The following is a 26,177-nucleotide window of genomic DNA, read 5'->3' on the forward strand; positions in this document are numbered from 1 at the left end:
TATTCGTTTATAACGCAACAGCTTTTCTATTATTATCTTATCCGTGCGAAAAGTAACATTTTCCCTGTATTTTATGTGATTTATTCACCATTTACTTCACGTATGGACACTTGCTATAATATAATAGCTTCATCATTTTTCGACCATAATTCAAAAAAATCGCAAAATATAACAATAATTAGAAATGTAGCAAAATCATGAAGCACAGATTGCGACAAGGCGTGTCAGTCTTGCTGGCAACAATTTTTCTTGGTCAATACTTTCCAACGGCTATAGCCGCTTCCGGAAATACAATTTCTGGAGAAAGCATTACCATCACTGAACATACATTCCCTGACGCCGCTTTTCAGAAATGGCTAAAAGACCCCTCTCATATCAGCGGATACGGCGCAGACGGCGTGCTGACCGCCGAGGAGTTGGCTAATATCCGTTCCATCGATGTGGCAAATCAGAACCTGACCTCGCTGAAGGGAATCGAGGTCTTTTCCGCACTGGAATCCCTCAATTGCAAAAATAATGCTTTGACCGCCCTGGATGTCAGCCAGAATCTCCAGCTGAAGTATCTGCACTGCGCGGTTAACCGGATCTCTTCCCTGGATGTGTCCGGGCTGAAGGAGTTGATTTCTCTCAACTGCGAAAGCAATCATATGACGGCGCTGGACCTGACAGGCTGTACTGCACTGGAAATTATCTATTGCCGGTATAACGATCTTCCCGCCGTGGATTTTTCAACCAACACCAAGCTGAAGTTCATTGAATCCTTTGACAATAATCTAACCAAGGTAGATCTGTCCATGCTGTCGGAGCTAGAGTTCGTACATCTCGACCACAACCGTCTGACCAATCTGGATTTAAGCCATAATACTAATCTCAGCCCCATCGGCAGCGGTTTTGTCGCCCGCAATAACTGGCTGGACACCCTTACGCTCCCGATCAGCAGCTCTCTGATCGTAGAGTCCTCTGTATATGACGAGCAAGACCCCAAGTTGGGCTATGAGCGAACCGCCTGGTATCTGGACCCAGACTTTACACAGCCGGCACCGGATAACCTGCCCGCAAATGGTCAAACGCTGTATGTCAAGTGGCTTCCCAACGACTACACTATTTATTTCTCGGCCAACGGCGGCAGCGCTTCCATGCCCTCCCAGGCTGCCGTATGGAATACGGACCTGATTTTGCCGAATAGTGATTTTTCCCGTATGGGCTATCAGTTTAGCGGCTGGGAAGACACCTTCGGCGACGGAAAGGTCTACGCCGCGCAGGAGAAAGTCAAAAATCTCGGCGGCGAAATCCAAGGAGACCGCGTCACGCTGTATGCCCAGTGGACGCCCATCCAGTATCAAATCGCCTTCGATAGCAATACAGGCAGCGGAAAGATGGATTCCATCACCGTCTCGTACAATCAGTCGAAAAATTTGCCGGATTGTACGTTCACTGCCCCCAGCGGCATGGAATTTGCCGGCTGGTCACTGACACAGAACGGCCCCGTAAAGTACAAGGATCAAGCCTCCGTCCGCAATTTGGCTTTCCAGCAGGGCGACACGGTCACGCTATATGCAGTCTGGCGTGAGCAGACAGTAAATCAATATTTAAAACAGCTGGACCAGGCTTTTTCCACCTATGTCTCCACCAACTACACTGCGCAGGACTGGACCGCTCTGGCCTCTCAGTATGAGACATCTCGGGCTCAGCTGGCCGCTGCAGCAGGTACAGCAGAAGATCAGCTGGATGCTCTTCTCTCACAGGCCAATCATGCAATGGCGCAGCTTCCTACGCTCAACCAGCGTGTGGAACAGGTCGCTTCTCAGTGGCGCACTGCATACCGTGAGGTAATCAGCCAAATTGATGGTCAGGCGATCAACGAGTCAAACGCCGCCTCTATCCGCAGCGCAGCAGAGCAGGCTTCGGAAGGCTTAACAACCGAATTTGTTGCAGCCAAGACCGATTTGAAAAATATGGACGATCAACAGCTGGTTGCCGCATTGGCTGTACAGCAGGTGGAGTCCTCCATGCAGGGATTACGCCGTTTGAGTGCTGCGGCGCAGTGGGCCAGCGCGCTGGACGGTCTCTCCACCCGCGCGATGAGCGAAGTTACCACCCAGTGGCTTTCCACCTATGAAAATGCTGTTGCTGAATCCAACGAGCATCGCACTCAGCTGCAGGCATCTTTGCTTAACGCATTGCAGCAGCGTGCCGAGTTGGCAAAGCAAAAACAGCAGGCCACTGCCCAGCTTCACATGGATCACAGCAGCTATGATCCCACTCACTATACCCCGGAGGGGATCAAGCAGCTGGACAATATTCTGCATACTGCAATCGCAGCCATTGAACAGGCCAGCTCCACTTCCGCCGTTGCTACCTTACTGATCAATGCTCAGGAAGCGCTCCGTGCGGTACCGGATAATGGCATCCAGCCCCCTCCTGAAGGAGGCGGTGGTTCCACAGGCGGTGGTGGTTCCGCAGGCGGCGGCGGTTCCGCAGGCGGCGGCGGTTCCGCAGGCGGCGGCGGTTCCGCAGGCGGCGGTGGCTCCGCAGGCGGTGGTGGCTCCGCAGGCGGCGGTACGCCCCCCACAGAAGTTTCTGACAGCACCATCAGCCTGCCCGCTTCCGGATCCGCTGACAGTGCAGGCCGTGTTTATACGGCACAGGTTTCTGCCGATACCCTGAGCAAATCGGTCCACACAGTCCTGCAGGCAGCGCAAACCACAGATACCGCTCCCGCAATTTCTATCCAGGTGGACTCGAACACCGCCGAAACCGTGCAGCTGTCGGTGTCCAGCAGCGCATTGAACGAGCTCAGTTCACACAAGAAAGCTTCTTTTACCATGGAAACAGCGATGGGCTCCATTACTCTGGATGCCACAGCTCTGGCTTCTGCTGCAGATTGGGCTCAGAGCCGCACAATAACGGTGCTGCTGACCGCGGCACAAGACAGCAAAGCCAATAACACCGCTCGTCCCCTGTGGGCATGGAAAATCCTATGCGATCAGGAATCTTTGACCGACCTGCACGGCGGCCAAGCAAAAATCGCCATTCCCCACACTTTGGAGCCGCAGCAGAGTGCATCCGGCATCCTTGTTCAAACCCAGAACGCATCTGGCGGCTGGTCTGAGGTACACTCTAGCTATGATGCTTCTTCCAAGACGGTCCACTTTACAGCCACTGCCCCCTGTGTGTTCACCGTTGGGTATGACGAGACCCTGGCATGGTCGGGCAGCTTTGCGGATGTCGACAAGCAGTCCTGGTATTATCCGGCCGTACGCTACGTATGCTACCATGACATCATGACCGGAACATCTGCAAATACCTTTGCTCCGGAAGGGAATTTTTCTCGTGCGCAGATGGCGCAGATCCTATATGCGTTGGAGGGCCGTCCCCAGGTCGACGCGGCTGCCTATGCAGATGTTCCTCCGGACGCTTGGTATGCAGCAGCAATCAGCTGGGCGGTAAAAGCCGGCGTCCTGACCGGCTACGGGGATGGCCGCATTGGTCCAAACGACCCCATTACCCGTGAGCAGCTGGCGGTCATGCTGTACCGCTACGCAGAGCAGAAGGGCCTCGACACTTCTGTTCAGACGGATCTGAGCAGCTTTGCCGATGCGGACACGATCAGTTCCTATGCACGCCAGCCTTTGGCATGGGCATATGCCTCGGGTATTGTCAGCGGCACCGATACCGCGCAGCTGCTTCCTGCCGGCACGGCAACCCGCGCACAGTCTGCAACCATGATGATGCAGTTTCATAAAATCGTATCTGCATCATAAGTAAAACTGCCTGTACCTTTGAATCTGCGCAGTGACTTCGCAATTGCAGTTCACATTCCAAAGCAGGCTTAACGCAAAAAATAACCACACCAAATGGTGTGGTTATTTTTATGCTTAGAACTGAAAATCCTCTGTGTCCAAATTGCCGTACGCCAGATCTGCCACGGTAATGTGATCAAAATATCCGTTGACCAGATCATAAAACTTCTTCCACATGGCGATGGTCTTACAAGTATCCTGCCTGCTGCACGGCTCCGCGCCGCACTCCAGACAGGCCACCGGGGCAAGGCTTCCCTCCACCAGGCGCAGAATCTCTCCTGCCGTATAGTCCTCCGGCCTTCTGCTCAGGCGGTATCCGCCGCCCTTTCCATGTACGCCTTCCACCAGGTTGTTTTTTGACAGGGCAGGCATAATTCGCTCCAGATATTTTAACGAGATCCCCTGTCGCTGTGCAACCTCTTTCATGGGAATATAGCCGTCGTCGGCGTGTTCTGCAAGGTCAATCATGACGCGAAGGGCGTATCTGCCTCTTGTTGAAATCATTGCCGTAAAACACCTCGTTTTCTTGTTTCCCATTTTACTGCGGAAGGGGGTACAATGCAACTGCGTCCGGCATGGAAAAGCAGCCTGCAGAACGCTTACTTCTGCTCCTGGGCAGCCACCGCTTCATTGGACATTCCGTTTCTTTCATAGTAGTCCTGCAGCGCCTTTTTGATTGCTTCCTCCGCCAACACCGAGCAGTGGAGCTTGTGGGCGGGCAGCCCATCCAGGGCCTCAGCCACAGCCCGATTGGTCAGCGCCATAGCTTCCGCCACCGGCTTGCCTTTGATCATCTCCGTGGCCATGGAGCTGGATGCGATGGCGCTGCCGCAGCCAAAGGTCTCAAACTTTACGTCGGAGATGATCCCCTCCTTGATCTTCAGATAGATCTTCATAATATCGCCGCACTGGACGTTGCCGACCTCGCCGACTCCGTCCGCGTCTTCAATCACTCCTACATTCCGCGGATTGCGGAAGTGGTCCATCACGGTTTCGCTGTAAAGAGCCATAACATACACCTCACTTAAATCACAAACTGTCTCACGCCGTTCTCCAGGTCTCTCCATACAGGAGACATCCCCCGCAGCTGGGCCACTACCTGGGTAACCGCATCAATGGTATACCGAACTTCTTCCTCGGTGGTCGCTTCGGAGAGAGTCAGCCGCAGCGAGCCATGGGCGATATCATGGGGTCTCCCAATGGCCAGCAGCACATGGCTGGGGTCCAGAGAGCCGGACGTACAGGCCGAACCGGAGGATGCACAGATGCCCTTATCATCCAAAAGCAGCAGAAGGGCCTCTCCTTCAATTCCCTCAAAACAGAAATGTACATTTCCAGGCAGTCTTCTCTGGGCATCGCCGTTCAAGACAGAGTGGGGGATCTGTCCAAGGCCCTGGATCAGCTGATCCCGCAGAGCGGTCATCTTGACCCGATTGGCCTCCATGTTCCTGCAGGCCTCCTCCAGGGCCGCGGCCATTCCCACGATGGCAGGGATATTCTCCGTGCCCGCACGCTTGCCCCGCTCCTGCGCGCCGCCCTCAATGAGGGTTGTAAGAGGAACGCCTTTTCTGGCATACAGGACGCCCACACCCTTGGGTCCGTGGAACTTGTGGGCCGACAGCGAGAGCAGGTCAATGTTCTGCTTCTGCACGTCAATGGCAAGATGGCCCGCTGCCTGTACCGCGTCTGTGTGGAACAGGACTCCTTTTTCCCGGCAGATCTGCCCGATCTCCTCCACCGGCTGGATGGTCCCAATCTCGTTGTTGGCATACATCACAGTAACCAGGCAGGTATCGGGCCGAATGGCCGCCTCAACCTCCTGGGGCCGTACGAGACCGTCTTCGTGTACATCCAGAAGCGTGATCTCAAAGCCCTCCTTTTCCAGCTTGGCCAGTGTGTGAAGCACGGCATGGTGTTCAAAGGCGGTGGAAATGATGTGCCGCTTTCCATTTCTTGCCCCAATCTGGGCAGCGGAACGGATCGCCTGATTGTCTGCTTCGCTGCCTCCGGAAGTGAAGGTGATTTCTCTGGCTTGGCAGTGAAGCAGCGCGGCAATTTTCTCCCGGGCCTCTGTCAGCGCCTCATTGGCTCTCTGGCCAAAGGAATGGAGACTGGAGGGGTTGCCATATTCCTGGCTAAAATAGGGCAGCATGGCCTGCAGCGCGGTCTCGCTCACGCTTGTGGTCGCTGCATTATCAAGATAAATCTGCATGGTGTTCTCCTTTGCGTCCTGAATAGACGCCACATCTCAGTTACTCTTGTCTTGGAAGTAAAACTCCGGCAGCCGCATCCCGCAGCTGCCGGAGTAGTTCTGTTACTCTGCAAACAGCGGGGTGGACAGATACCGGTCTCCGGTGTCCGGCAGCAGGACAACGATGGTTTTCCCTTCGTTTTCCTTCCGCTTTGCTACTTCTATGGCGGCCCAAACCGCAGCGCCGGAGGATATACCCACAAGGATCCCCTCCTGCTTGCCGATGAGATTTCCCGCGGCAAACGCATGTTCATTTTCCACGGGAATGATCTCGTCATAGATCTTGGTGTTGAGCACGTCGGGAACAAATCCCGCGCCGATACCCTGGATCTTATGAGCTCCCGCAGTGCCTGCGGACAATACCGGGGAAGCGGCAGGCTCCACCGCGACGATTCGAACCTCCGGCTTCTGGGCCTTGAGATATTCCCCCACGCCAGTAATGGTGCCGCCGGTTCCTACACCGGCAACAAAAATATCCACCTGTCCATCGGTATCTCTGAAAATCTCAGGTCCGGTACTCTCCCGGTGTGCCTGAGGGTTGGCCGGATTGACAAACTGTCCCGGAAGAAAGCTGTTGGGGATATCCGCGGCCAGCTCCTCCGCCTTTGCAATGGCGCCTTTCATCCCTTTTGCCCCTTCTGTCAGCACCAGCTCGGCCCCGTAGGCTTTCATAAGCTGGCGGCGTTCCACAGACATGGTCTCCGGCATGACCAGTATGACCCGATAGCCTTTGGCCGCCGCCACTGAGGCAAGGCCAATGCCCGTGTTTCCGGAGGTGGGCTCAATGATGACAGAGCCGGGCTTAAGCCTCCCTGACCGCTCTGCATCGTCAATCATCGCCTTTGCAATGCGGTCCTTGACAGAACCGGCGGGATTCAAGTATTCCAGCTTTGCCAGAATACGGGCTTTCAGTCCAAACGCTTCTTCTATGTGTGTCAGCTCCAAAAGCGGAGTGTTTCCAATCAACTGGTCTGCGGATGTATAAATACGGCTCATGGGTTATTCCTCCTTAACGGCATCAAAGCCGCGCTGCAAATCTGCCAGAATGTCGTCGATATGCTCGGTGCCGATGGACAGCCGAATCGTATTAGGCTTGATCTTCTGATCATCCAGCTCCTCCTGCGTAAGCTGGCTGTGGGTGGTGGTTGCCGGATGGATGACCAGGCTCTTCACATCGGCAACGTTGGCAAGGAGAGAGAAAATTTGCAGGCTGTCAATAAACTGATGGGCCTGCTTCTCTCCGCCCCGGATGTCAAAGGTGAAAATGGAGGCACCGCCGTTGGGGAAGTACCGCTCATAGAGCTCGTGGTCCGGGTGCTCCGGCAAAGAGGGGTGGCTGACCTGCTCTACCTGGGGATGGTTAGCCAAAAATTCCACCACCTTCTTGGTATTCTCCACATGGCGCTCTATGCGCAGAGAGAGGGTCTCCACGCCCTGCAGCAGCAGGAAGGCGGCAAAGGGAGAAATGCAGGCGCCGGTATCCCGCAGCAGAACCGCCCGGACATAGGTGACGAACGCCGCCTTTCCAGCCGCCTGGACAAAGGACACTCCGTGATAGCTGGGATTTGGGGCGGCAATGGGAGGATACTTGCCCGAGGCCGCCCAGTCGAAGGTCCCGGCATCTACGATGATGCCGCCCAGCGTGGTTCCGTGTCCGCCGAGGAACTTGGTTGCGGAGTGAACAACCAGATCCGCGCCGTGCTCGATGGGCCGAATCAGATACGGCGTACCAAAGGTATTGTCCACCACCAGCGGCAGGCCATGGCGGTGTGCCAATTCAGCCAGCGCATCGATGTCGGGAACATCGCTGTTGGGATTTCCCAGGGTTTCAATATAGATGGCCCGGGTGTTTGGCTCAATAGCGCGCTCCACCTCGTCCAGGTCGTGGATATCCACAAAGCTGGCGGTGATGCCGAAATTGGGCAGCGTATGAGCCAGCAGATTATAGCTGCCTCCGTAGATGGTCTTCTGCGCCACGATATGCCCCCCATTCAGGGCCAGGGCCTCAATCGTATAGGTAATAGCAGCTGCGCCGGAGGACAGCGCCAGAGCGGCAACACCACCTTCCAAAGCCGCGATCCGCTTCTCCAACACATCTTGGGTGGAGTTTGTCAGTCGGCTATAGATATTTCCGCCTTCCTCCAGGCTGAACCGAGCCGCGGCATGGGCGCAGTCCTGAAATACATACGACGCAGTGGCATAAATAGGGACCGCCCGGGCGTCCGTCGCAGGGTCGGGAGTCTCCTGTCCCACATGCAGCTGGAGCGTCTCAAATCTGTAATTGTTCATTGTCATCCATTCCTTTCGTTTTGTGTAGTCGGTGTTCACTTATTCATCAACACAGACACATTCGCCCAAAACGAAAGTTGGCTCTGACCAGCGTCTCAAAAAAATGCCCCATGGTGTTCCCTGCCTTCTCTTGTAGGCCAGAAGAGGCGCCCTGTCATAGGGTCTCTTATTTGCCTACCATTTAGGTTGGTATAATCATATCCATATTTGCCTACTATGTCAATAGGTAAAATAAATTTATTTCTCCTTAAGCTCTTGAACCTATTCCTAGCTTTGCATCAGAAGCGCCGGACTACGCTCCCCTCTTTTCTTCTTGCCATAACAGAAAAAGGAAGATGCGACTGCATCGCATCTTCCTTCTTTTTAAAAACAATGATTAGAGGTGGTCGCCCGCCGATCCACCGCGATCCCGGCCTTCTGGCCGGCGGCGCAGATGCGCCGTACAAGCGTTTTGGCCTTTGGCCAAAACCTTGGCGCAGGCAGAATTCACTTCTGTCGAGCACTGTAATCGCCGGAGGGTGAAGGCGGCAAAGCCGCCGAAACCCAAAACAAAAAGCAGTTGCTTACGCAACTGCTTTTTGTTTTGGGGTAGACAACACAACTAAAATCTGCGACCTGACCCGTTGGAGGCGGTCACCCGCCGAACAGTCAAGAATAGCAAAAGAACCACACCTTTTGGTGTGGTTCTTCGCATGGTGGAGACAACAGAACTCGAAGGGGACAGGATTGATACTGGGAGGGGATATTTCGTCTCCACTCGTGTTAAGTGAAACCGTTGTGGTACAAGGGATTTTTGGTCCCTAGGAAGCACAAAATCTCTGACCCTTTGCCGCAGTTCACGCGCTGGATTTTTGGTGGTCTGTTAGACATTTGTTAGACGCTGGATAGGCTTGCTGCTACAAAAGAAATCGAAAACCCCGCACCGATGGAAAAGGAAATTTCATTAACATTAAAATGTATAGATTTATACCACATTTAAATACCTGCATTTCAGGGTGTATCTCGCTGTAATTCCAATCCAGGCAAATTCAATGTCTGTTTCTCTGCGAACTCATATGTATCGTTGACCTGCAGCTCATCCGTAACGCTCAGAAATCTCTGACCGATAGCGCATCAAGTGCGCTTATTCCTGTAAGACTATAGGATTCTACAGTCCTGGGTTCCTCACAGATACCATCAGCAAGCACGACAATTCGAGATTGACGCTATGTAGGCTGTTTGTATTGCATATATTCCTGTACTATCACTTTCACAAGATGCCCTGAGCAACTATCCTCCGCAAGGCTGCTGTCCTTGGCTGTATCAGTCATCATGACCGGATCCCGTGGTTCTTCGAGAAAAATCGGGAAGATCTTTTGAAAGCTTTCTTGCAGGACGCCCCAGCCACCGGAGCGTTGGGTTGCCCGCCACAGTTACAAGGAACAACTCCGGGACAACCTGAATCACGCCCAAAAGGGCGGTTGCTGCTGGAGTGTCCATGCCTCTTTTGCGGGGGAGGAGCATTCCAGAGCCGAACTGGACTACCTGCTGTGCACGCTCCAGCGGACCGTTAGAGCCTGCTCAAGGAGCTGAACAACCGGCGGATGGGTACTGTCCTCGTCGCTATCTTCCTGTGGGATGGGCGGGAGTTGCTATACAGCGGCGTGTTTTTCCTATGGAAGGAGGGGGGCGCATGCTGACAGCACCGTTTCGGCAAGGAGTTGACTGTCTCCGCTTCGCGCCGGGCTCTACGCCTCTATCCGGGAGAGCTACCGGAAACTCTACGCCCGGTGGAACAGGGGAGTATCTGGGTACTGGATATACCCCTGTATCTTTACATCACCGACATCCACGACACTGGTGTGCATGCTGCGTTCCGTACGCAATTACAGATGCGTGTGGAGGATGCGGAAAATTCAGGGCTTTTCAAGCACCGCGAACTATGGTAAATTGGTTCATAAATATAGGAAAACCATACAAGCTGCCGGAGATGGCGGAAATTCATCAGACCGGATCGGAGGAAATCGCTGTGTCAGACTATCGGGTGACGCTTCTGGGTACGCCGGGCGTTTATCAGAATGGAGAACTGGTCCACTTCCCCTACCGGAAAGCGGAGGGCATTCTCTATTACCTCTGTGTGGAGAAGAACGCCAGCCGCGACGAACTGGTTTCCCTCTTCTGGGGTTCCTGCGACGAGGACTCCGGCCGGCAGAACCTACGTCAGGCACTGTTTCAAATCCGCCGCTGTCTGGGGGAGGACATCGTCATCCTCCAGGGGCGGAACGGTTTGAAGTTGAACCAGCGGCGCAGCGTGCGGACGGACTGGGACGCGCCGGACCCGGAATTTGCCCTGTCCCGGGAGCGGCTTTTGGACTTTTTCTATCTCAAAGACTGCCCTGAGTTTGACGCTTGGGTGGAGAAAAAGCGGGAACAACAGATTTCCCGCAGTCTGTCCTACATTGAAAACCAGCTGAAAGACCCCGCCGTCTACCGAGATGCCGCCCGGCTGCAGCGGCTCATCGACATCTGGCAGTTCTGGAAGCCTTGGGACGAGGAGATGGTCCTCACCGGCATGAAGTGCTTCGCCCAAGCGGAAAAGTACGACCTGGGACTGCGGCTGTATCAGGAGTATAACAAGCGGCTGCAGGACGATCTGGCTGAGGTGCCCTCCCATGCGGCGGAGTTGCTGTACCGGACTCTGCTCCACCGGAAAAAGGTGTCCTCCCTCCGCAAGCCCAGCGCCCGGGCCAATTTCTTCGGCCGGATGACGGAGGTGCAGTACATCGACGAGCGGATTTTCTGGTTTTTGAATGGGGAGTCTACGATCTCCGTGGTTATTGAGGGCGAAGAGGGCGTGGGAAAGACTATGCTGATGCAGCAGATTTTTGAGATGAACTACGGCTCCAGTGTGTTACAGTTGGCTTCTCACTGTTACAGCGCAGAGGAGAGATTCCCTCTAAAGGCGTGGCGGGATCTGTTCGTCCAGCTGGAGAACCTGTGTGCCACCGGAATCCTCCAGCTGTCTGACAGCAGCTTGGGATTGCTGTCGGCCCTGCTCTCTCGTCGTATTGCAGAGGAGGACGGTGACGGAACCTGGGCCTCCGTCGCGCTGATCAACGGTGTGCTGGGGCTGTTTAAGGAACTGGTCAAACAGTGGAAGATTGTTCTGTATTTTGATAGCCTCCAATGGATGGATTCCGTCAGTCAGCGGCTTTTGCAGCGGATCATGATCGAATTTGGCAATGACCAGGTGTTTCTCATCGCCACCTGCCGTACCGACGAGAAAAAGCACATCCGCGGGCTGCTGCTGGCCCTGCAGGAGCGGAACATCATCACCTCCCTGCCCCTCTCCTCCTTTTCGGAGGAGGAGACCTGCGCCATCATCCGAGAGGTACTGCAGCTGTCGGAGGACAGCAGCTCGGACGCCCACGAGCTGTTCCTCCGCACGGAGGGGAATCCCCTGGTGCTAATGGAGACGCTGAACGTCATCCGCCAGGAGGGGTGGAAAAAAGACTGTCCGCTGCCCCGGATCGACATGCTGATCCAGCTGCGGCTGGACCGGCTCACCCCCCAGCAACGGCGGGTGCTGGACGCTCTGTCTATCCACTTCGAGCACGCCAACCTGGAGGATCTGGAGATCCTGGTGGGCATCCCGCCTATGGAACTGATCGAGCTGCTGGACCAACTGCTGACTGCCGGGTTTATCGTGGAGCAGCCTTGGGGCAGCGGCATCGTCTACAAGTTTAAGCACCAGTTCTACAAGGACTATGTTCACCAGAACCTGTCCATGGGCAAGCGGCGGCTGTGGCACCGCACCGTGGCCGAGTTTTACGACAAGAAAAAGACCGGCGACCGCTGGCGCATCCTGCTGCCCTACACCATCCGCCACTATGAATACGGCGGCGACCCGGAGCGGGCGGAGGCGTTGCGGGACCTCCAGGTCCAGTGAAAGCTGTGCGCGCTCTTTCCGGCCGCGACAAATTACCGTCTCCTGATTTTCGGCTCACAGATTTTTTCGTTAAAAAACTGTGAGCTGTTTTTTTATGTTTTCTGAAAATCGCCGGGGATATTAACGGAGTTTTAACGGCCCGCGGCTATACTGAAAGCGAACTCACCGGAAAAAACGGACCGGCAGTCCGTGAATTTTTGAAATGGAGGGAATGGAATGACCCCTGAGGAAAAGCGGATGATGGAAGTCATCGACGAAAACCGGGACAAGATCCATAAGATCGCCAAAAAAATCTGGGAATTCAAGGAAGTGGGCTGGGAGGAGTTTCAGTCGTCTACCCTGCTGATGAACGCCCTGGAAAAAGAGGGCTTCGAGGTCCAGCGTGGCCTAACCGGAAAGCACCCCAAATTCAACCAGGACGTGGACATGCCCACCGCCTTCAAGGCTGTGTCCCAGGGGAAGGAGGGCGGCCCCGTCATTGGACTGATGCTGGAGTATGACGCCCTGCCCAACGGCCACGCCTGCGGCCACAACCTGATCGCCGCCGCCGGCTTCTCCGCCGCCCTGGCCCTGAAAGAAGTCTTTGCCCCTATCGGCTCCGTCATCGTCTACGGCACCCCCGCCGAGGAGTTGGAGGGCTCCAAGCACTACATTCTGGAGGGCGGCTACATGGACGAGGTGGACCTGATGCTGGCCAATCACTACGGCGCCGACTGGGGCTCCGAGGTCACTGGCAAGGCCATCGTCTGGCCCACCCACGACAACTGGCTCACCTTCAAGGGCCGCACCGCCCACGCCTCCTCCGCCCCGGAAAAGGGCCGCAGCGCCCTAGACGCGGTGATCCTCACCACCATGGGTCTGGAGTTCCTGCGGGAGCACATGGTGGAGACCAACCGCATCCATTACATCATCTCCAATGGTGGCACGGCGGCCAACTCCGTCCCCGATTTGGCCACGCTGAACGTGGAACTGCGGACCAACGACTCCGCCGAGCTGAATTCTCTGATGCGCCGGGTGGACAACATCATCAAAGGCGCCGAGCTGATGACGGACACCACCGCCATCTACAAGTGGGATGCCCCCTGGTACTGCGCCACCCCCGTCCCCTCCCTGTACCACCAGGCCGCCGAGTACGCCGCCGACCTGGGCATCGACTCCTCCCGCTTCACCTTTGGCAACCTGCCCAAAGCTTCTTCTGACCTGGGCTGCGTGGCCTACAAGATCCCCACGGTGGAGATCACCTTCCCCATCGTCCACGACGACGAGCCCACCCCCGTGGGCCACGCCGATGAGACGGCTCTGCTGACCTGCAACGAGTATCCCATCGACCAGTGCATGCTGGCCGGCAAGCTGATGGCCCTGACAGGCCTGCGGGTGGCCGGTGATCCGGAGAAGTTAGGGCAGCTGAAGGCTGAGTTCGCCAAAAACTACCACGAGTAATCCCCCCGTGTTCCCGGCAGGCGACCCTGGTATGCCGCTTGTCTGAAGCAAGTGTCCAATAAAGAGAGAGGAGAGAACCACATGTCAAACAACGCAAACAACCTGTCGTCCACAAAAGACCTGAAGCGCGTCCTGGGCTTCTGGGACCTGATGGCGGTGGGCGTCGGCTCCATCATCGGTTCGGGCATTATGTCCCTCACCGGCTGGGGTATTGATGACACCGGCCGAAGCATCTGCATCGCCTTCATCATTGGCGGTCTCATCTCCATTCTGGCCCGTTCCCCCCAGATCTTCCTGAACTCCGTAGCCCGTTACAGAGGCGGCGACTACTCCATGGTGGGCACCTTCCTGGGCCCCCGCTGGACCGGCACCTACTCCATGATCGCCCTGCTGACCAGCGTCACGCTGTCCATGTACGCTCTGTCCTTCGCGGACTACGCCATGCCCTTCCTGCCCAGTCTCACCCGGAAAACCATCGCCCTGGGCATCCTGACCCTGCTGTTCATCACCAACACCTTCGGCATCAACGCCTTCGCCAAGGTCCAGAACATGGCCGTGGTGCTGCTGGTGATCTCTCTGACCATTTTCACCGCCGTCGGCCTCACGAAGCTGGATGGCAACTACTTCGAGCCCACCCAGTTCATGACCAAGGGCTTTGCGGGCCTGTGGTCGGCCTCTGTACTCATGAGCTATACCTGCGACGGCGCCCAGTACGTCACCCAGATGAGCGGCGAGGCCAAGAATCCCACCCGTGACATTCCCCGGGTCATGCTGTTCTCTACCCTGGGCGTCTCCGTGTTCTACGGCCTGATCGGCATCGTGGCCGCCGGCGTGCTGCCTGTGGACCAGGTGGCCGGCCAGCCCCTGAGCATCGTGGCCAACGCCATTCTCTCCAAGCCCCTGTACTACCTGTTCTGCATCGGCGGCGGCTGGATGGCCCTGCTGACCACCCTGAACAGCTCCATCGCCACCTGCACCAAGCCCCTGATGCAGGCCTGCAACGACGGCTGGTATCCCCGCTCCCTGGCCCGCCTGCATCCCAAGTACCGCACCCCCCTGATCCTGCTGGCCTTCTACTACGTCATCGGCTTTGTGCCCATCGCCTTCAACATCGACATCGGCATCATCAGCAACATCACCATCACCGTGGGCGCCATCACCAAGTCCATGATAGTGCTGTGCCTGTGGCGGATGCCCAAGGTGCTGCCCGAGGCCTGGAACAAGTCCGCCTTCCACATCAGCGACACCGCTCTGAAGGCCCTGTGCGTGGTGGACCTGCTGATCATCGTTGTCTCCGGCATCACCTCCTCCTTCAAGCTGCCCCTGCCGCTGCTGCTGGGCAACCTGGCTGTGGTAGCCTTCGCCTTCGTATTCGGCAGCGTCCGGTTCAAAAGCGGCAAGGTGAAGGTGGAAGACAGCTATGAACTGTCCTGACTCTGGACGGATGACCTCTGCCCGTGTCGCTGATCACGCTGGCGGCCATGTGCCGGTCTACGACTTTTGCACAAAAACTCCGTCGAGAGATCGCTCCCGCCGAAGTTGCCGCTCAGGTTCTCTCATTTTCTTCATGTCCGACACCCCGGAAAGCGTTGCTTTCCGGGGTGTCGGACATGAACGGGCAAAAAGCAGTTCCAGCAGGTGTGGAATGTGCGTTTGCCGGGGTAGGTAGTTATTATCTGGGAACCGATATGAGCAAATGATTGTAGCAGAAAAATCGAAAGCAATAATCAGCGAGTGATCCTTTGAGCTGGTTGATGCCTACGTTATACATACAACAACCTACGGCTTGGTAGCCTGTTGTTTTCAGTTTGGTCATGCAATATAATTATTTCTTTCACAGTATTTAGATTGTTACGCGCAAAGAGCAGGGTTGACTGAAAATAAACTGGCACTCGGGGTGAATGAGGTTGGGGCGGTGGACCTTATGGATCGGCAAGAGTGGGCGCTGACACCGGCCAATGAGAGGCACAAGTTGTATGTGGACTTGATTCGTATACAGTTATCTATTTTTAAGCGGTATTACCACAGGGAGAGTAGCGAAGAAGCGCTCATTAAGATGTATTTTGCCGATATTTCCGTGCATCGGTTAGAGGATAGTCCGAGATCCTCTGTCTTAGTGCCAGACTGTCATCCACCGCTTCCGATAGAATCGAGTATAGGACGTGCAGGCCCGGATTACCCAGTCCACAATCATTGCTACCCAAATACCCTCTAAACCCCAGTGACAGATTGTAATCAAGAACAGTGCAACTGGAAGACGCACGATCCACATGCCCACAGTAGAGATATAAAAGGGCCACTTATTGTCTCCAGCACCATTTAGGACTCCTCCGATAACAACTCCAATTGCCTGAAACGGTTCAGCAAAAGCTTCGATCCGCAGCATTGTCGCGCCCAGAGCAATCGCTTGTGCATCATTGGAAAAAATGTCTATGATTGGACAAGCCAATAGATACATAGCTGCGCTACACACAATCATTACAAGCACCGCCAGGCGGATAGCCCATTGACCGGACTGATAGGCGCGACTCTCATCATCAGCGCCAAGATACTGTGCAACTAAAGTTGTTCCTGCCATGGAAAAGCCGTTAACTGGCATGTAGCAGAGTGATTCTCCGGTGCTGGCCAGTTGGTTTGCTGCTAATGAAATTGTCCCTAGTCCGCTGATCATTGCAGTGGATGCGATATGCCCCATGGAAACCGTCATACGCTCCAGTGCGATTGGTGCCCCAAGTCGAACTACCTGCCGTATAACAATCGGCTGTGGCCTGAAATCCTCACACAGATGGATCTGGACAGGGGATTTACGCATAAAAATGACCAACACCATACATACACCGGAGAAAATAATAGAAATCGCTGTAGCAATTGCTGCGCCTTTTACTCCCAATCCCGCTCTGGGCAATACAAAGGTATGTTCAAACAGATTTACTTCCCTTGTTGGATAAATTAGAAAATAGTTTCCAATTACATTGATGACATTGGTCAGAATATTGTACTTCATCGGTGTCTTCATATCGCCTGCACAGCGCAATATATTAGAGCAGAGTACCAGTGAGATATTAAACAGATAGGTAGTTCCTAAAATCTGAAAGTAAGCTGTGGATAGAGATGTTACTTCCGCATCCGCTCGCATCCAAATCGGTAGATTAGGTGCGATAATAAACACCACGAGTATCGTCAGAACCGAACCCAGGACCAAGATAGCCAGTATTGCCTGACGGACAACTGTCTGCGCTTTCTCCGCATCTCCAGCGCCAAGATGATGGGCCACCTGCACAGCATAACCGATACCTACTGCGTTCATAAAACCATTGATCATCCAAACCGTTGATGAGGTAACTCCTACCGCTGCGGTAGCTGCAACACTGATGTTGCCTACCATAGCCGTGTCTACATAACCTACAATGGTTTGAAGTAACTGTTCTACTACTGCAGGCCAAGCCAACATGAAGACTAGCTTCCAGATGGGATTTTTTTTATCTATTAAATCAAGTGGTATTCCCATCGTCTTCCCTCTTTGTGTTGTTTTGAGTCACTTTGATTACCCTTTGTCTGACACATATATTTATGCCCCGAGCCGAGGCTTTTGCATTCCTTGGATGTGCGCAGGAAGTCATTGACGCCGGATTTGCTGACCGATAACTCTTCAGCAATTTCTCGACTGCTCACACCCAAAGTGTAGTATTTTGTAATGATGTCTTTATATTATAACATCCATTACCCGCCTAATAGTGAATTTCCGCTGTTGCGGATACCACTATTATGGAGGATGCTACTTTCGGATTAATTTTGGTTTTTGCTCTGGCTGCTGGCAACGCACAGCGGCCGTTCACCGCCACTCGCACTGGTGGCCGTTTGTGACCGCTTTTGCAGAGGAACACCCCGGAAAGGCATTTATGCGCCTTTCCGGGGTCGGTTACAGTTTATTCCAGAACTAAGAACACAGATTCCTCAGCCTCGGCTAATTCGCTCCCGAATTTCCTCGGGTGTATCCAAAGCAAGTACATCTTTCGCCAATTTTTCTGCTTGCGCAACACTCAAAGAACGTACAGTGTTCTTGACCTGGGATATGGAAGAGGCGCTCATAGAGAATTCATCCAGACCCAATCCCAGTAAAACTGCTGTGGCACCGACATCTCCTGCCATTTCGCCGCACATGCCGGTCCACTTTCCCGCTGCATGGGAAGATTCGATTACATGCTTGACCAATCGAAGTACTGCGGGCTGAAGCGGTTCATATAGGTAAGACACTCTCTCGTTCATACGGTCTACTGCTGCGGTATACTGAATCAAATCATTGGTTCCAATGCTGAAAAAGTCCACATATTTAATTAACTGATCCGCAGCCACAGCAGCCGCTGGAATTTCAACCATTATTCCGACTTCGATACTATTATCAAACGGAACTTTCTCTGCCCGCAACTCGTCCTTTGCCTGGTCTAAAATGGCGTTGGCTCGCTTGATTTCTCCCACGTTGGAAATCATTGGGTACATAATACGAATCTTACCATAGTGACTAGCGCGCAAAATCGCTCGCAGCTGTGTCTTGAACAACTCAGGCCGCTCGAGGCACAGTCGAATTGCTCTGCATCCCAGGAAGGGATTTTCTTCTGGAATCATTTTAAGGTAAGGCAAGTTTTTGTCACCGCCGATATCCAGTGTACGGATGGTGACCGGACGGGGGGACATATCCTCCGCCACAGCTTTGTAAGCTTTGAACTGCTCGTCCTCTGTTGGCATGGTGTTTCGATTTATATAGAGGAACTCACTTCGGAACAAGCCTACCCCTTCGGCTCCGTTTGCCAGCGCAGATTCCACATCGTCCGGAGTGCCAATATTCGCAAATAGTTCAACTCTGCGAGCCTTATCTTTGGTCTCTGCAGGAAGATCCTTTAATATGTGCAGCTGCTCACGGTAATTCTTGTACTCCTGACTGGCTGCCTCATACTGTTCAATCAGCAATTGGTCCGGATTCAGAATCACTTCGCCCTTGCAACCATCCACAATAACCGTATCGCCATCGGAAACCTGATCAGAAAAATCCCCAAGTCCAACTACGGCAGGCAGTTCCAATGAGCGCGCCATAATCGCAGCATGAGAGGTCTGCCCTCCTATGTCAGATACCAAAGCCATCACATTATCACGATCAAGCTGTGCGGTATCGGTGGGAGACAAATTGTGTGTAACTACAACAACTGGCCTACCGATATTTGAAAGAGTCTTAATTGGAATATTCAGAACATTTTTGACCATTCTGTCTGTAACATCCCGAATATCAGCCGCCCTATCTCGCATATACTCGTCTTCAACGCTTTCAAAACTGGCCTGAAGCATCTGACCAACCTGCAAAATTGCCCACTCTGCTTTTACTCTTTTGGTGCAGATCATGTTTTTAATCTCGCTGATAAACGACACATCTTCTAGAATCATCAAATGTGCATCCATGATTCCGGCTTTCCCTGGTCCAAGATTCAGCGCAACTTGTTCCTGAAGGGTATGTAGCTGTGCTTTAGATTGCTCTACGGCACTCTGCATACGCTCCAGTTGTTCTGCAACTTCTTCTTCAGAAATCGATTCCAAATGAAGATGAATATCCGCCTGTTCAAATAAATAGACTGTTCCAATGACAATTCCTGGCGATGCTGCAATTCCTATGGGCATACTGGACACCTCGATTCTATTGGGAACTGATATAACAAAGCTGATCAACCAAGCTCAAAATCTATTACGTAGGAATTTCGGAGCTAATGATTTCTGCAATTGCCTTGGCAGCTTCGACCTCATCTTCTCCTTCAGTGCGAATTAGTACACTGTCATCTTTCTTTGCGGTCAGGAACATGATCTGCAGGATGCTGTTGGCCAATGCAGTCTTTCCGTTCAGTTCAAGAGTGATTTTACTCTTGAAGGTAGTAGTCGTCTTTGCGATTACTGCTGCCGGACGCGCATGGATACCCAACTTGTCCTTTACCACAACCTTCAATTCAGTCAAGTTGTTTTTCCTCCTTTCCGCTTCACGCAGTTATTTTTATCCTGGGATTACCAGCGGTCCTTCTCGCCAAACAGGCCCAGGTAACGAATCAGCTCAGCCTTATAGCCCTCGATTCCAAACTGTGCCACAGCACCCAAACGGACGCCATCACGCTTGAGCAGCTTGCGAACTGCATTGGTGCCAGCAACCGCCAAGTCAGTACCCAGATTGATTTTGGAAATACCATGGCGAATGGCATTTTGGAGGTTTTCCACACCAGTGGAAGATCCTCCGTGGAGTACCAGGGGCACAGAAACGGCCTTGCTGATGGCATCCAGACGATCTATGTCCAACTTGGGTACGCCATTGTAAGGGCCATGAGCGGTGCCAATGGCAACGGCTAAGCAATCAACACCAGTTTGCTTTACAAACTCAACAGCCTCCTCGGGCAAAGTCAGATGGCTCACGCCGTCCTTGGCATAATTGCTGCCGCGCCCTACATGCCCTAACTCAGCTTCGACAGAAACGCCAACAGAATGGGCAACCTTGACAATCTCGGCGGTGACAGCCACATTCTCCTCAAAAGGAGAGGTAGATGAGTCGATCATAACCGAACTAAACCCGGCACGAATTGCCTCTACGACCTGCTTCAGGTCATCGCCGTGGTCTAGATTCAGTGCGACAGGCACTTCTGGATAGCGCTTGCAATAGAAACGAACTACATCACCAATATACTCCAGATCCACGCCACCGGCGTCAATAATCATCGGAGCGTGCATCTCCTTGGCGGCCTCAAAGCAGACACGAACACTTTCGCCGTCAAACACGTTTGGAGCGGCTACGCCGTAACCATTCTTTTTAGCATCCTGCAGGATTGTAGCCATACTGATAAGCATATCGATATATCCTCCTGAATTCAAATCGAAAACAAATGCAATGAACTACTAATGTGAGATAGATTTGATGTAGCGGGTCCTTGAATGGAAATCCCCGCTACATCAAAAAGAAAAGGTTCGAAGAAATTTACAGAATACCGAAGCCGCCCAGAACCATACCAATCACAACCAGCCCAAGCATCGCACGGGTGTACTTGGGACCTGCCTTATGCAGATAAAAATATACGCCCAGAATACCCAGCAGGGAGAGGAAACCGGGGAATAGGCCGTCAAAAATCAATTCCTGAACGGCAAAGGTCTGGGTGCTGGTGGTAATGACCAGGGGAGTAGTGATCTTCACATAACTACCGGAGATTGCACCCATCATGAACAGGCCCAGCACGGAAGCACCTGAAATCAGCTGTTTAACCTTACCACTTCCCAGTAATGTGGAGATGGATTCACGGCCTACACGGTAGCCCAGATGCCACAAATAGTAGCTGTTCAGAACAGTGGGAATGGTGAAAAGGAGCAAGGGGAAAATGGCACCCAACCAATTTCCGGTTCCAGCCAGAGGAATAAACAGAACCAGCAGAATGGGATCCAGAGTACACCAGTCGATGGTATCACCGATACCGGCCATAGGACCCATCAGACCGGTTTTCAAGCCGGTAATCATTTCGTCCGGGATGTCAGCGCCGTCAGCTCGTTGTTCCTCCATGGCAATCACCGTACCATGGATGATGGAGCCCCAGATGGCTTGCGTATTGAAGAACGCCAAGTGGCGCTTCAAGGCAGCACTCAGCTCTTCCTTAGTGGTATACAACTTCTCAAGGATATTACTCATAGCGGCACAGCAGGACAATGCCTGCAGACGCTCCATGGAGGTAGAGGCAGCTGCAAACAACCACCAGGACAGCCAGGAGCGGAAAATATCGCGCTTGGTCAGTTTAGAAGTTTTCGTCACTTCTTCAGTTGTCTTAGTTTGCAGATTCTGTTCCATTGTTAGCACCTCCTGAAAGCTGAATGAACACAATAGTAATGATCAAACCAAAGATAGCGGCGCCGATGGTGGTCAGGTGGGCGTATTGCATCAGGAAGAATCCCAGGAAGAAGAAAGGCAGCAATTCGCGACGTCCAATCTGGCGCATAACCATGGCAAAGCCCAGGGCGGGCAGCACCTTGCCGACCGCAGTCAGGCCAGCTGTAATAAACGTGGGCATATTTTCCAGAATTGCGCTCACCATATCAGGACCAATGAAATTGATGATAGTAACAGGGATAATGGTCAGCGGTAAATAGATCAGAGGAGCCCCAAACGCTAAGACACGGATCATGTGAGCATTTCCCTGCTCGGCATAGGTGTCAGCTTTGTGAACCAAAGCGGTGGTGCACATTTTAAAGGTATTGATGATCAGAGTGCCGAGCATTCCGAAGGGAAAAGCCACGGTAACAGCCATTTCAGGAGACAGACCAGCAGCCAGTGCAATGGGCACAGCGATACAAGTGGCCAGGGCCTTGTCTACTACCAGTACGCCACCGAAACCGCCTTGGATGCCCAGGTAAACAACCTGAAGGAAGGTGCCGATAATCATAGCTTGAGGCACGTTACCCATGATCAAACCAATAGGCAGTGCCAAAATCATTGGACAGCTGTTAATTCGGATACAGAAGGTGTAGCCAATGCAGCTTCTACAATACCAATAGAGTAAGCCGATTAGCAATGCTTGCATGAAACTCACGATTTTTTCCTCCTCAATTGTATATTTGAGCGGATTTTTATAAGGCCCGTCCGCCCTTCGGTCCATTCATGCGCATAGAATTACTTTACGATATCCTTCAGCTTTACCGGGATCTCGGCCGGAAGCGGCTGAACAAAAATATCTACGCCCAGCTCGGATAGCTCGATCAGTGGGGGCAGATGGCTCTTGCTCAAACGGCTGGTTTTATGTACCATCTCGGAATTGGAATCAGCAGGCACATTACCCACCTGCAGCTTCTCAAAATGAAAACCGGCCTTCCACGCATCAAGAGCAGTTTTTGGATCCCGGAACAGCACAAGATAATGACCCTCGCCGAACTGATTATCCTGCCAATTCTTGGCGGCCTCAGCAAGAGAGAACATTTTGACCTTGATGTTACTTGGAACTGCCATCATATAGATTTGTTTCATAAAATCATCTTTGGACAGAGGATCGTCAACGCACATAATGTGGTCAACTACATATTCCTTGCTCCACATGGTCATGACCTGTCCGTGGATCAATCGGTGGTCAATTCGGACTAAACTTAAAGTTGCCATAGAGTATACCTCCTCTTATACAGTGGATTAGGGGTAGGGCTTACGGCCACATAACCAGGGACACACGGTAGTTACCAGGAGTCGCGGCCAATTCAAAGGCGCGCTGAGCATCATCCAGAGGCACACAGTGGGAGACCAGTTTCTCGACATTTACCACGCCGTCAGACAGGAAGCGGGCAGACAGTTCAAAGTCCACCAAGTTAGCGCCGCCGGTGCCGATCAGCTCGTAGCCGCCGTAGTGGATATCGTTCACGTTCAGGTTCAGATCGGGACTGGGATGGCCAGAAGCGAAGAACAACACGCGGCCATCGCGACGGACCAGTTCCATAGCTTGAGCGGTAGCGGGCGTGTTACCAACAGCGATGATAACATTATCAACACCGTGGCCGCGAGTAAACGCGTTAGTGCGAGCCTTGATGTCATCCTTGGCAGGGTTCATGACCTCAAAGCCCAAGCTTCGGGCAATCTCACAACGCTCCTCATTAACCTCGCTGACCATGACCTTGCAGCCAAAGGCACGGGCCACCTGAGCATTGACCAAACCCAGATTTCCTGCACCAATCACGACCAGGCTCTCGCCAGGCTCGACTCTCAGCTTACGCACACCGTGGATGGAGGTTGCCAGAGGCTCCAGATAACAGGCCTGCTCAAAGGGCAGGTTGGGGTTGATCTTGAAGGTACGGCGCACAGTAGCCAGGAAGTACTGGCACATAGCGAAGTTACCGGGAACATTGTCGCGGACCAAGTCAACAGTGTTCACACAGCTCTTGGTGTTGCCAACCTTGCACTGCTCGCAGTAGCCGCAGCCAGCATAGGCCAGGGCTACGTGGTCACCAACCTCAAACTCGGTCACGCCAGGGCCAAGTTCGGCGATGATACCGGACTCCTCGTGGCCGGGAGCCCAGGGGAACTCACGCTTTCGAGCGCCAGTCCAGGTCTGCCAGTCGGTGGTGCAGATGTTGCAATTCTGGATCTTAACCAGAACCTCGTTGGGGCCGGGGCTGGGCACGTCAAATTCCATAACTTCCATCTGACGTACGCCGGTCATAACTGCTGCTTTACCCTTCACTTTAAAACCCTCCTAAAATTGTGGTATTTGCCACTTGTCGTTTTTCTTTTGGGGGCTCATTGACACCCTGCCACGATTTTACTCAAATCGTTGACACCGGTAACGCCGGCTTTGACGAGATGCTGTCGCAGTTCCTCGCCAGAATACAGACCTCTGATCTGAACAGCCTCGATTAACATGGGAATATTGACACCGGAGATCACCTCCACCGGATACTTGCAGGATAAGCCACCGGCGCAATTGGAAGGCGTACCTCCAAACATATCCACCAACAAAATTGAGGGCTTCTCCTGATCCTCCAGTAGGCTGGATACCTGGGCCATATACTCCTCAACACTCATACCGGGAAGCAGTGGGACTGCATATACCTCATCTGTGATTCCAACAATCATCCCAAGACCTTCAATCATCTGCTCACCCACTTTCCCGTGGGTCATCAAAATGATTTTTCTTTCCTTCTCTGGCATTTCTTTTTCACCTCTTCTTTTCGTCCGGGTTATTTGCTAAAGCAACTGGTCGTTTTGTGCTGATGCTTTACATATAAGCAAAAAGTATGCCAACTTGTGTAGTGTAGTAATTTGGATGCAGATTCAGTGTCGGCAACTCCTACACCTATCGCAACGTTAAGACTATGTCCGCAGGCATGGCTAACGCTGGGCAGGCATCATATTCAGCTACCAGGCCGATCCTTATGGCCTGTGCAACTCTTTCTGCAGGCTGTGACTGCGGTGGGGATCCCTTCTATTTCGCCCATACCTCAAAGCCTTCAGAGTTCATCAGCGTGTGGGAATGGCAGAATATCTATCCATGATGCGGCTTTGCAAAATCTGGGCCGAGAATAGTTTTGCAATCTCGAATCACGCCAAGTGCATTTCAAAGATTTGAAGAAGAGGTGTTCTTGCAGCAACGGGAGAATGCCTTCTTGCTGCTGCAATCCGAGATCTTAAAATGATAATAATAATAGCCCATTTTTATCTAAAAATACAATATTTTGCCGAGTTTCCTGCGGAATTTGGCGGGGTTTTGTTTTTGCCAACAACCCCCTGATTTGACAGACCCCCCCGTGTCAACAATTATGTCACACATGACGCAAGAAAGGGGGTTGATTTTTGCATTTCTTTTGGGTATAATCGTCAAACACAGGGCGTTCGGGTACCCTGTAGATATCAGAAGCAAATTTTGGAGGAGGAAATCGATCATGGATTATACCTATCTTGGACGAACTGGTTTGAAGGTCAGCCGCTTGTGTCTGGGAACTATGAACTTCGGTCCCAGAACGGAAGAAAAAGATGCGTTCAGAATCCTTGACATGGCATTGGATGCTGGTATCAACTATGTTGATACCGCCAATATCTATGGGTCGCTGCACGGATCTCATGAAAATAACCACACCGGCTGGACCGAAGAGATCTTGGGCCGCTGGTTTGCTCAGGGCGGGCAGCGCAGAGAACGTGTGATTTTGGCCACCAAAGTTTACTGCAATATGAATGATTCTTGCGAAGGTCCCAACGGAGACGGAAATTCCGCGTATAAGATCCGTCGGCACGTTGAGGGATCTCTGAAGCGCCTTCAGACGGATCACATCGACATCTATCAGATGCACCACATCGAGCGTCATGCTCCCTGGGCCGAGATTTGGGCCGCCTTTGAGCGTCTGACTTTTCAAGGCAAGATTACCTATACCGGTTCCTGCAACTTTGCCGCACGTCATCTTGTGACTGCTCAGTATGAGGCAGAGAAAAGACATTTTCTGGGCTTGGTCAGCGAACAGGATAAGTACAATCTTGTTAACCGTCTGCCCGAACTGGAGGTCCTTCCTGCAGCGAAGGAGTTGGGAATTGCTTTCTTGCCTTGGAGTCCTCTGCATGGCGGATATCTCAGCGGTGCCATGCTGAAGAATCATGCCAACAGTCGCGGCGCCGATGAGTTCGCGGCCGGACTGACCGAGTTCCAGAGGCAGCAACTGGCCGATTACGGCAAGCTTTGTGTTGACCTGGGTGAAACCGAAGCCGACGTGGCCTTAGCTTGGCTGCTCCATAACCCGTATGTAACTGCTCCTATCATCGGGCCCAGAACTACCAAACAGTTTGAATCTGCCATTCATGCTACTGAAATTAAGCTGTCTGATGACGTATTGGCAGAGTTGGATCGGATCTTCCCTGGCCCTGGCGGTCAGGCTCCTGAAGTTTACGCATGGTAAGCTGCCTGACTTTATTTTGTAAAGTAAAATCCCTTGCGTTGCATTGCAT

General features: G+C 52.9%; 19 protein-coding genes. 5 read left to right on the forward strand and 14 right to left on the reverse strand.

Going from position 1 to position 26,177, the window contains the following annotated elements; genetic code table 11:
• Positions 1–230: 230 nt before the first annotated feature.
• Positions 231–3,764, forward strand: a complete 3,534-nt coding sequence (locus ACEVJL_RS12080; protein WP_374738013.1) for an S-layer homology domain-containing protein — start codon at positions 231–233, stop codon at positions 3,762–3,764.
• Between the two features lie 114 nt (positions 3,765–3,878).
• Here ACEVJL_RS12080 and ACEVJL_RS12085 read toward each other — a convergent pair whose 3' ends face one another.
• The 5 genes from ACEVJL_RS12085 to ACEVJL_RS12105 all read right to left on the reverse strand — a co-directional run bounded on the left by ACEVJL_RS12085 (position 3,879) and on the right by ACEVJL_RS12105 (position 8,343).
• Positions 3,879–4,307 (reverse strand): RrF2 family transcriptional regulator, encoded by a 429-nt coding sequence (locus ACEVJL_RS12085; RefSeq protein ID WP_235398320.1) that lies wholly within the window; start codon positions 4,305–4,307, stop codon positions 3,879–3,881.
• Positions 4,308–4,402: 95 nt separating this feature from the next.
• Positions 4,403–4,813: a Fe-S cluster assembly scaffold protein NifU gene (gene nifU, locus ACEVJL_RS12090; protein WP_374738014.1), complete on the reverse strand. Its 411-nt coding sequence runs from the start codon at positions 4,811–4,813 to the stop codon at positions 4,403–4,405.
• A 14-nt stretch (positions 4,814–4,827) separates the two neighbouring features.
• Positions 4,828–6,015, reverse strand: a complete 1,188-nt coding sequence (gene nifS, locus ACEVJL_RS12095; RefSeq protein ID WP_302667424.1) for a cysteine desulfurase NifS — start codon at positions 6,013–6,015, stop codon at positions 4,828–4,830.
• Positions 6,016–6,117: 102 nt separating this feature from the next.
• Positions 6,118–7,050 (reverse strand): cysteine synthase A, encoded by a 933-nt coding sequence (cysK, locus tag ACEVJL_RS12100; protein WP_235398317.1) that lies wholly within the window; start codon positions 7,048–7,050, stop codon positions 6,118–6,120.
• Between the two features lie 3 nt (positions 7,051–7,053).
• A complete protein-coding gene (locus ACEVJL_RS12105) occupies positions 7,054–8,343 on the reverse strand; it encodes an O-acetylhomoserine aminocarboxypropyltransferase/cysteine synthase family protein (protein WP_374738015.1) in 1,290 nt (429 codons plus the stop codon).
• Positions 8,344–10,351: 2,008 nt separating this feature from the next.
• Between ACEVJL_RS12105 and ACEVJL_RS12110 the strand changes: the two genes are divergently transcribed.
• The 3 genes from ACEVJL_RS12110 to ACEVJL_RS12120 all read left to right on the forward strand — a co-directional run bounded on the left by ACEVJL_RS12110 (position 10,352) and on the right by ACEVJL_RS12120 (position 15,145).
• Entirely contained in the window at positions 10,352–12,271 is a 1,920-nt protein-coding gene (locus ACEVJL_RS12110; RefSeq protein ID WP_374738016.1) for an ATP-binding protein, read from the forward strand.
• 216 nt (positions 12,272–12,487) lie between these two features.
• Entirely contained in the window at positions 12,488–13,711 is a 1,224-nt protein-coding gene (locus tag ACEVJL_RS12115; protein WP_374738017.1) for an amidohydrolase, read from the forward strand.
• 81 nt (positions 13,712–13,792) lie between these two features.
• On the forward strand, positions 13,793–15,145 hold the full coding sequence (locus ACEVJL_RS12120; protein ID WP_374738018.1) for an APC family permease: 1,353 nt from the start codon (positions 13,793–13,795) through the stop codon (positions 15,143–15,145).
• A 679-nt stretch (positions 15,146–15,824) separates the two neighbouring features.
• Here ACEVJL_RS12120 and ACEVJL_RS12125 read toward each other — a convergent pair.
• From ACEVJL_RS12125 to ACEVJL_RS12165, 9 genes are all read right to left on the reverse strand, one after another.
• The gene (locus ACEVJL_RS12125) at positions 15,825–17,219 is read right to left on the reverse strand and encodes an MATE family efflux transporter (protein WP_374738019.1); all 1,395 of its coding nucleotides are present in this window, start codon (positions 17,217–17,219) and stop codon (positions 15,825–15,827) included.
• Between the two features lie 446 nt (positions 17,220–17,665).
• Positions 17,666–19,375, reverse strand: coding sequence for a phosphoenolpyruvate--protein phosphotransferase (gene ptsP / locus ACEVJL_RS12130; RefSeq protein WP_374738020.1), 1,710 nt, complete (start codon positions 19,373–19,375; stop codon positions 17,666–17,668).
• A gap of 64 nt (positions 19,376–19,439) precedes the next feature.
• Positions 19,440–19,703: an HPr family phosphocarrier protein gene (locus ACEVJL_RS12135; protein ID WP_374738021.1), complete on the reverse strand. Its 264-nt coding sequence runs from the start codon at positions 19,701–19,703 to the stop codon at positions 19,440–19,442.
• A 47-nt stretch (positions 19,704–19,750) separates the two neighbouring features.
• Positions 19,751–20,578, reverse strand: coding sequence for a class II fructose-bisphosphate aldolase (locus tag ACEVJL_RS12140; protein WP_374738022.1), 828 nt, complete (start codon positions 20,576–20,578; stop codon positions 19,751–19,753).
• Between the two features lie 127 nt (positions 20,579–20,705).
• Complete coding sequence (locus ACEVJL_RS12145; RefSeq protein WP_374738023.1) at positions 20,706–21,560, reverse strand: PTS system mannose/fructose/sorbose family transporter subunit IID; 855 nt, start codon at positions 21,558–21,560, stop codon at positions 20,706–20,708.
• Positions 21,538–22,290, reverse strand: a complete 753-nt coding sequence (locus tag ACEVJL_RS12150; RefSeq protein ID WP_374738043.1) for a PTS mannose/fructose/sorbose/N-acetylgalactosamine transporter subunit IIC — start codon at positions 22,288–22,290, stop codon at positions 21,538–21,540. The genes ACEVJL_RS12145 and ACEVJL_RS12150 overlap by 23 nt, the downstream gene beginning before the upstream one ends.
• An 89-nt stretch (positions 22,291–22,379) precedes the next feature.
• The gene (locus tag ACEVJL_RS12155) at positions 22,380–22,859 is read right to left on the reverse strand and encodes a PTS sugar transporter subunit IIB (protein WP_374738024.1); all 480 of its coding nucleotides are present in this window, start codon (positions 22,857–22,859) and stop codon (positions 22,380–22,382) included.
• 40 nt (positions 22,860–22,899) lie between these two features.
• Positions 22,900–23,928: a zinc-dependent alcohol dehydrogenase gene (locus tag ACEVJL_RS12160; protein WP_374738025.1), complete on the reverse strand. Its 1,029-nt coding sequence runs from the start codon at positions 23,926–23,928 to the stop codon at positions 22,900–22,902.
• A gap of 56 nt (positions 23,929–23,984) precedes the next feature.
• A complete protein-coding gene (locus ACEVJL_RS12165) occupies positions 23,985–24,395 on the reverse strand; it encodes a PTS sugar transporter subunit IIA (RefSeq protein ID WP_374738026.1) in 411 nt (136 codons plus the stop codon).
• A gap of 731 nt (positions 24,396–25,126) precedes the next feature.
• Here ACEVJL_RS12165 and ACEVJL_RS12170 point away from each other — a divergent pair.
• Positions 25,127–26,128, forward strand: a complete 1,002-nt coding sequence (locus ACEVJL_RS12170) for an aldo/keto reductase (protein WP_374738027.1) — start codon at positions 25,127–25,129, stop codon at positions 26,126–26,128.
• The last annotated feature ends 49 nt before the right edge of the window (positions 26,129–26,177 follow it).

This window comes from Flintibacter porci, assembly GCF_041925195.1.
Lineage (GTDB): Bacteria > Bacillota > Clostridia > Oscillospirales > Oscillospiraceae > Lawsonibacter > Lawsonibacter porci.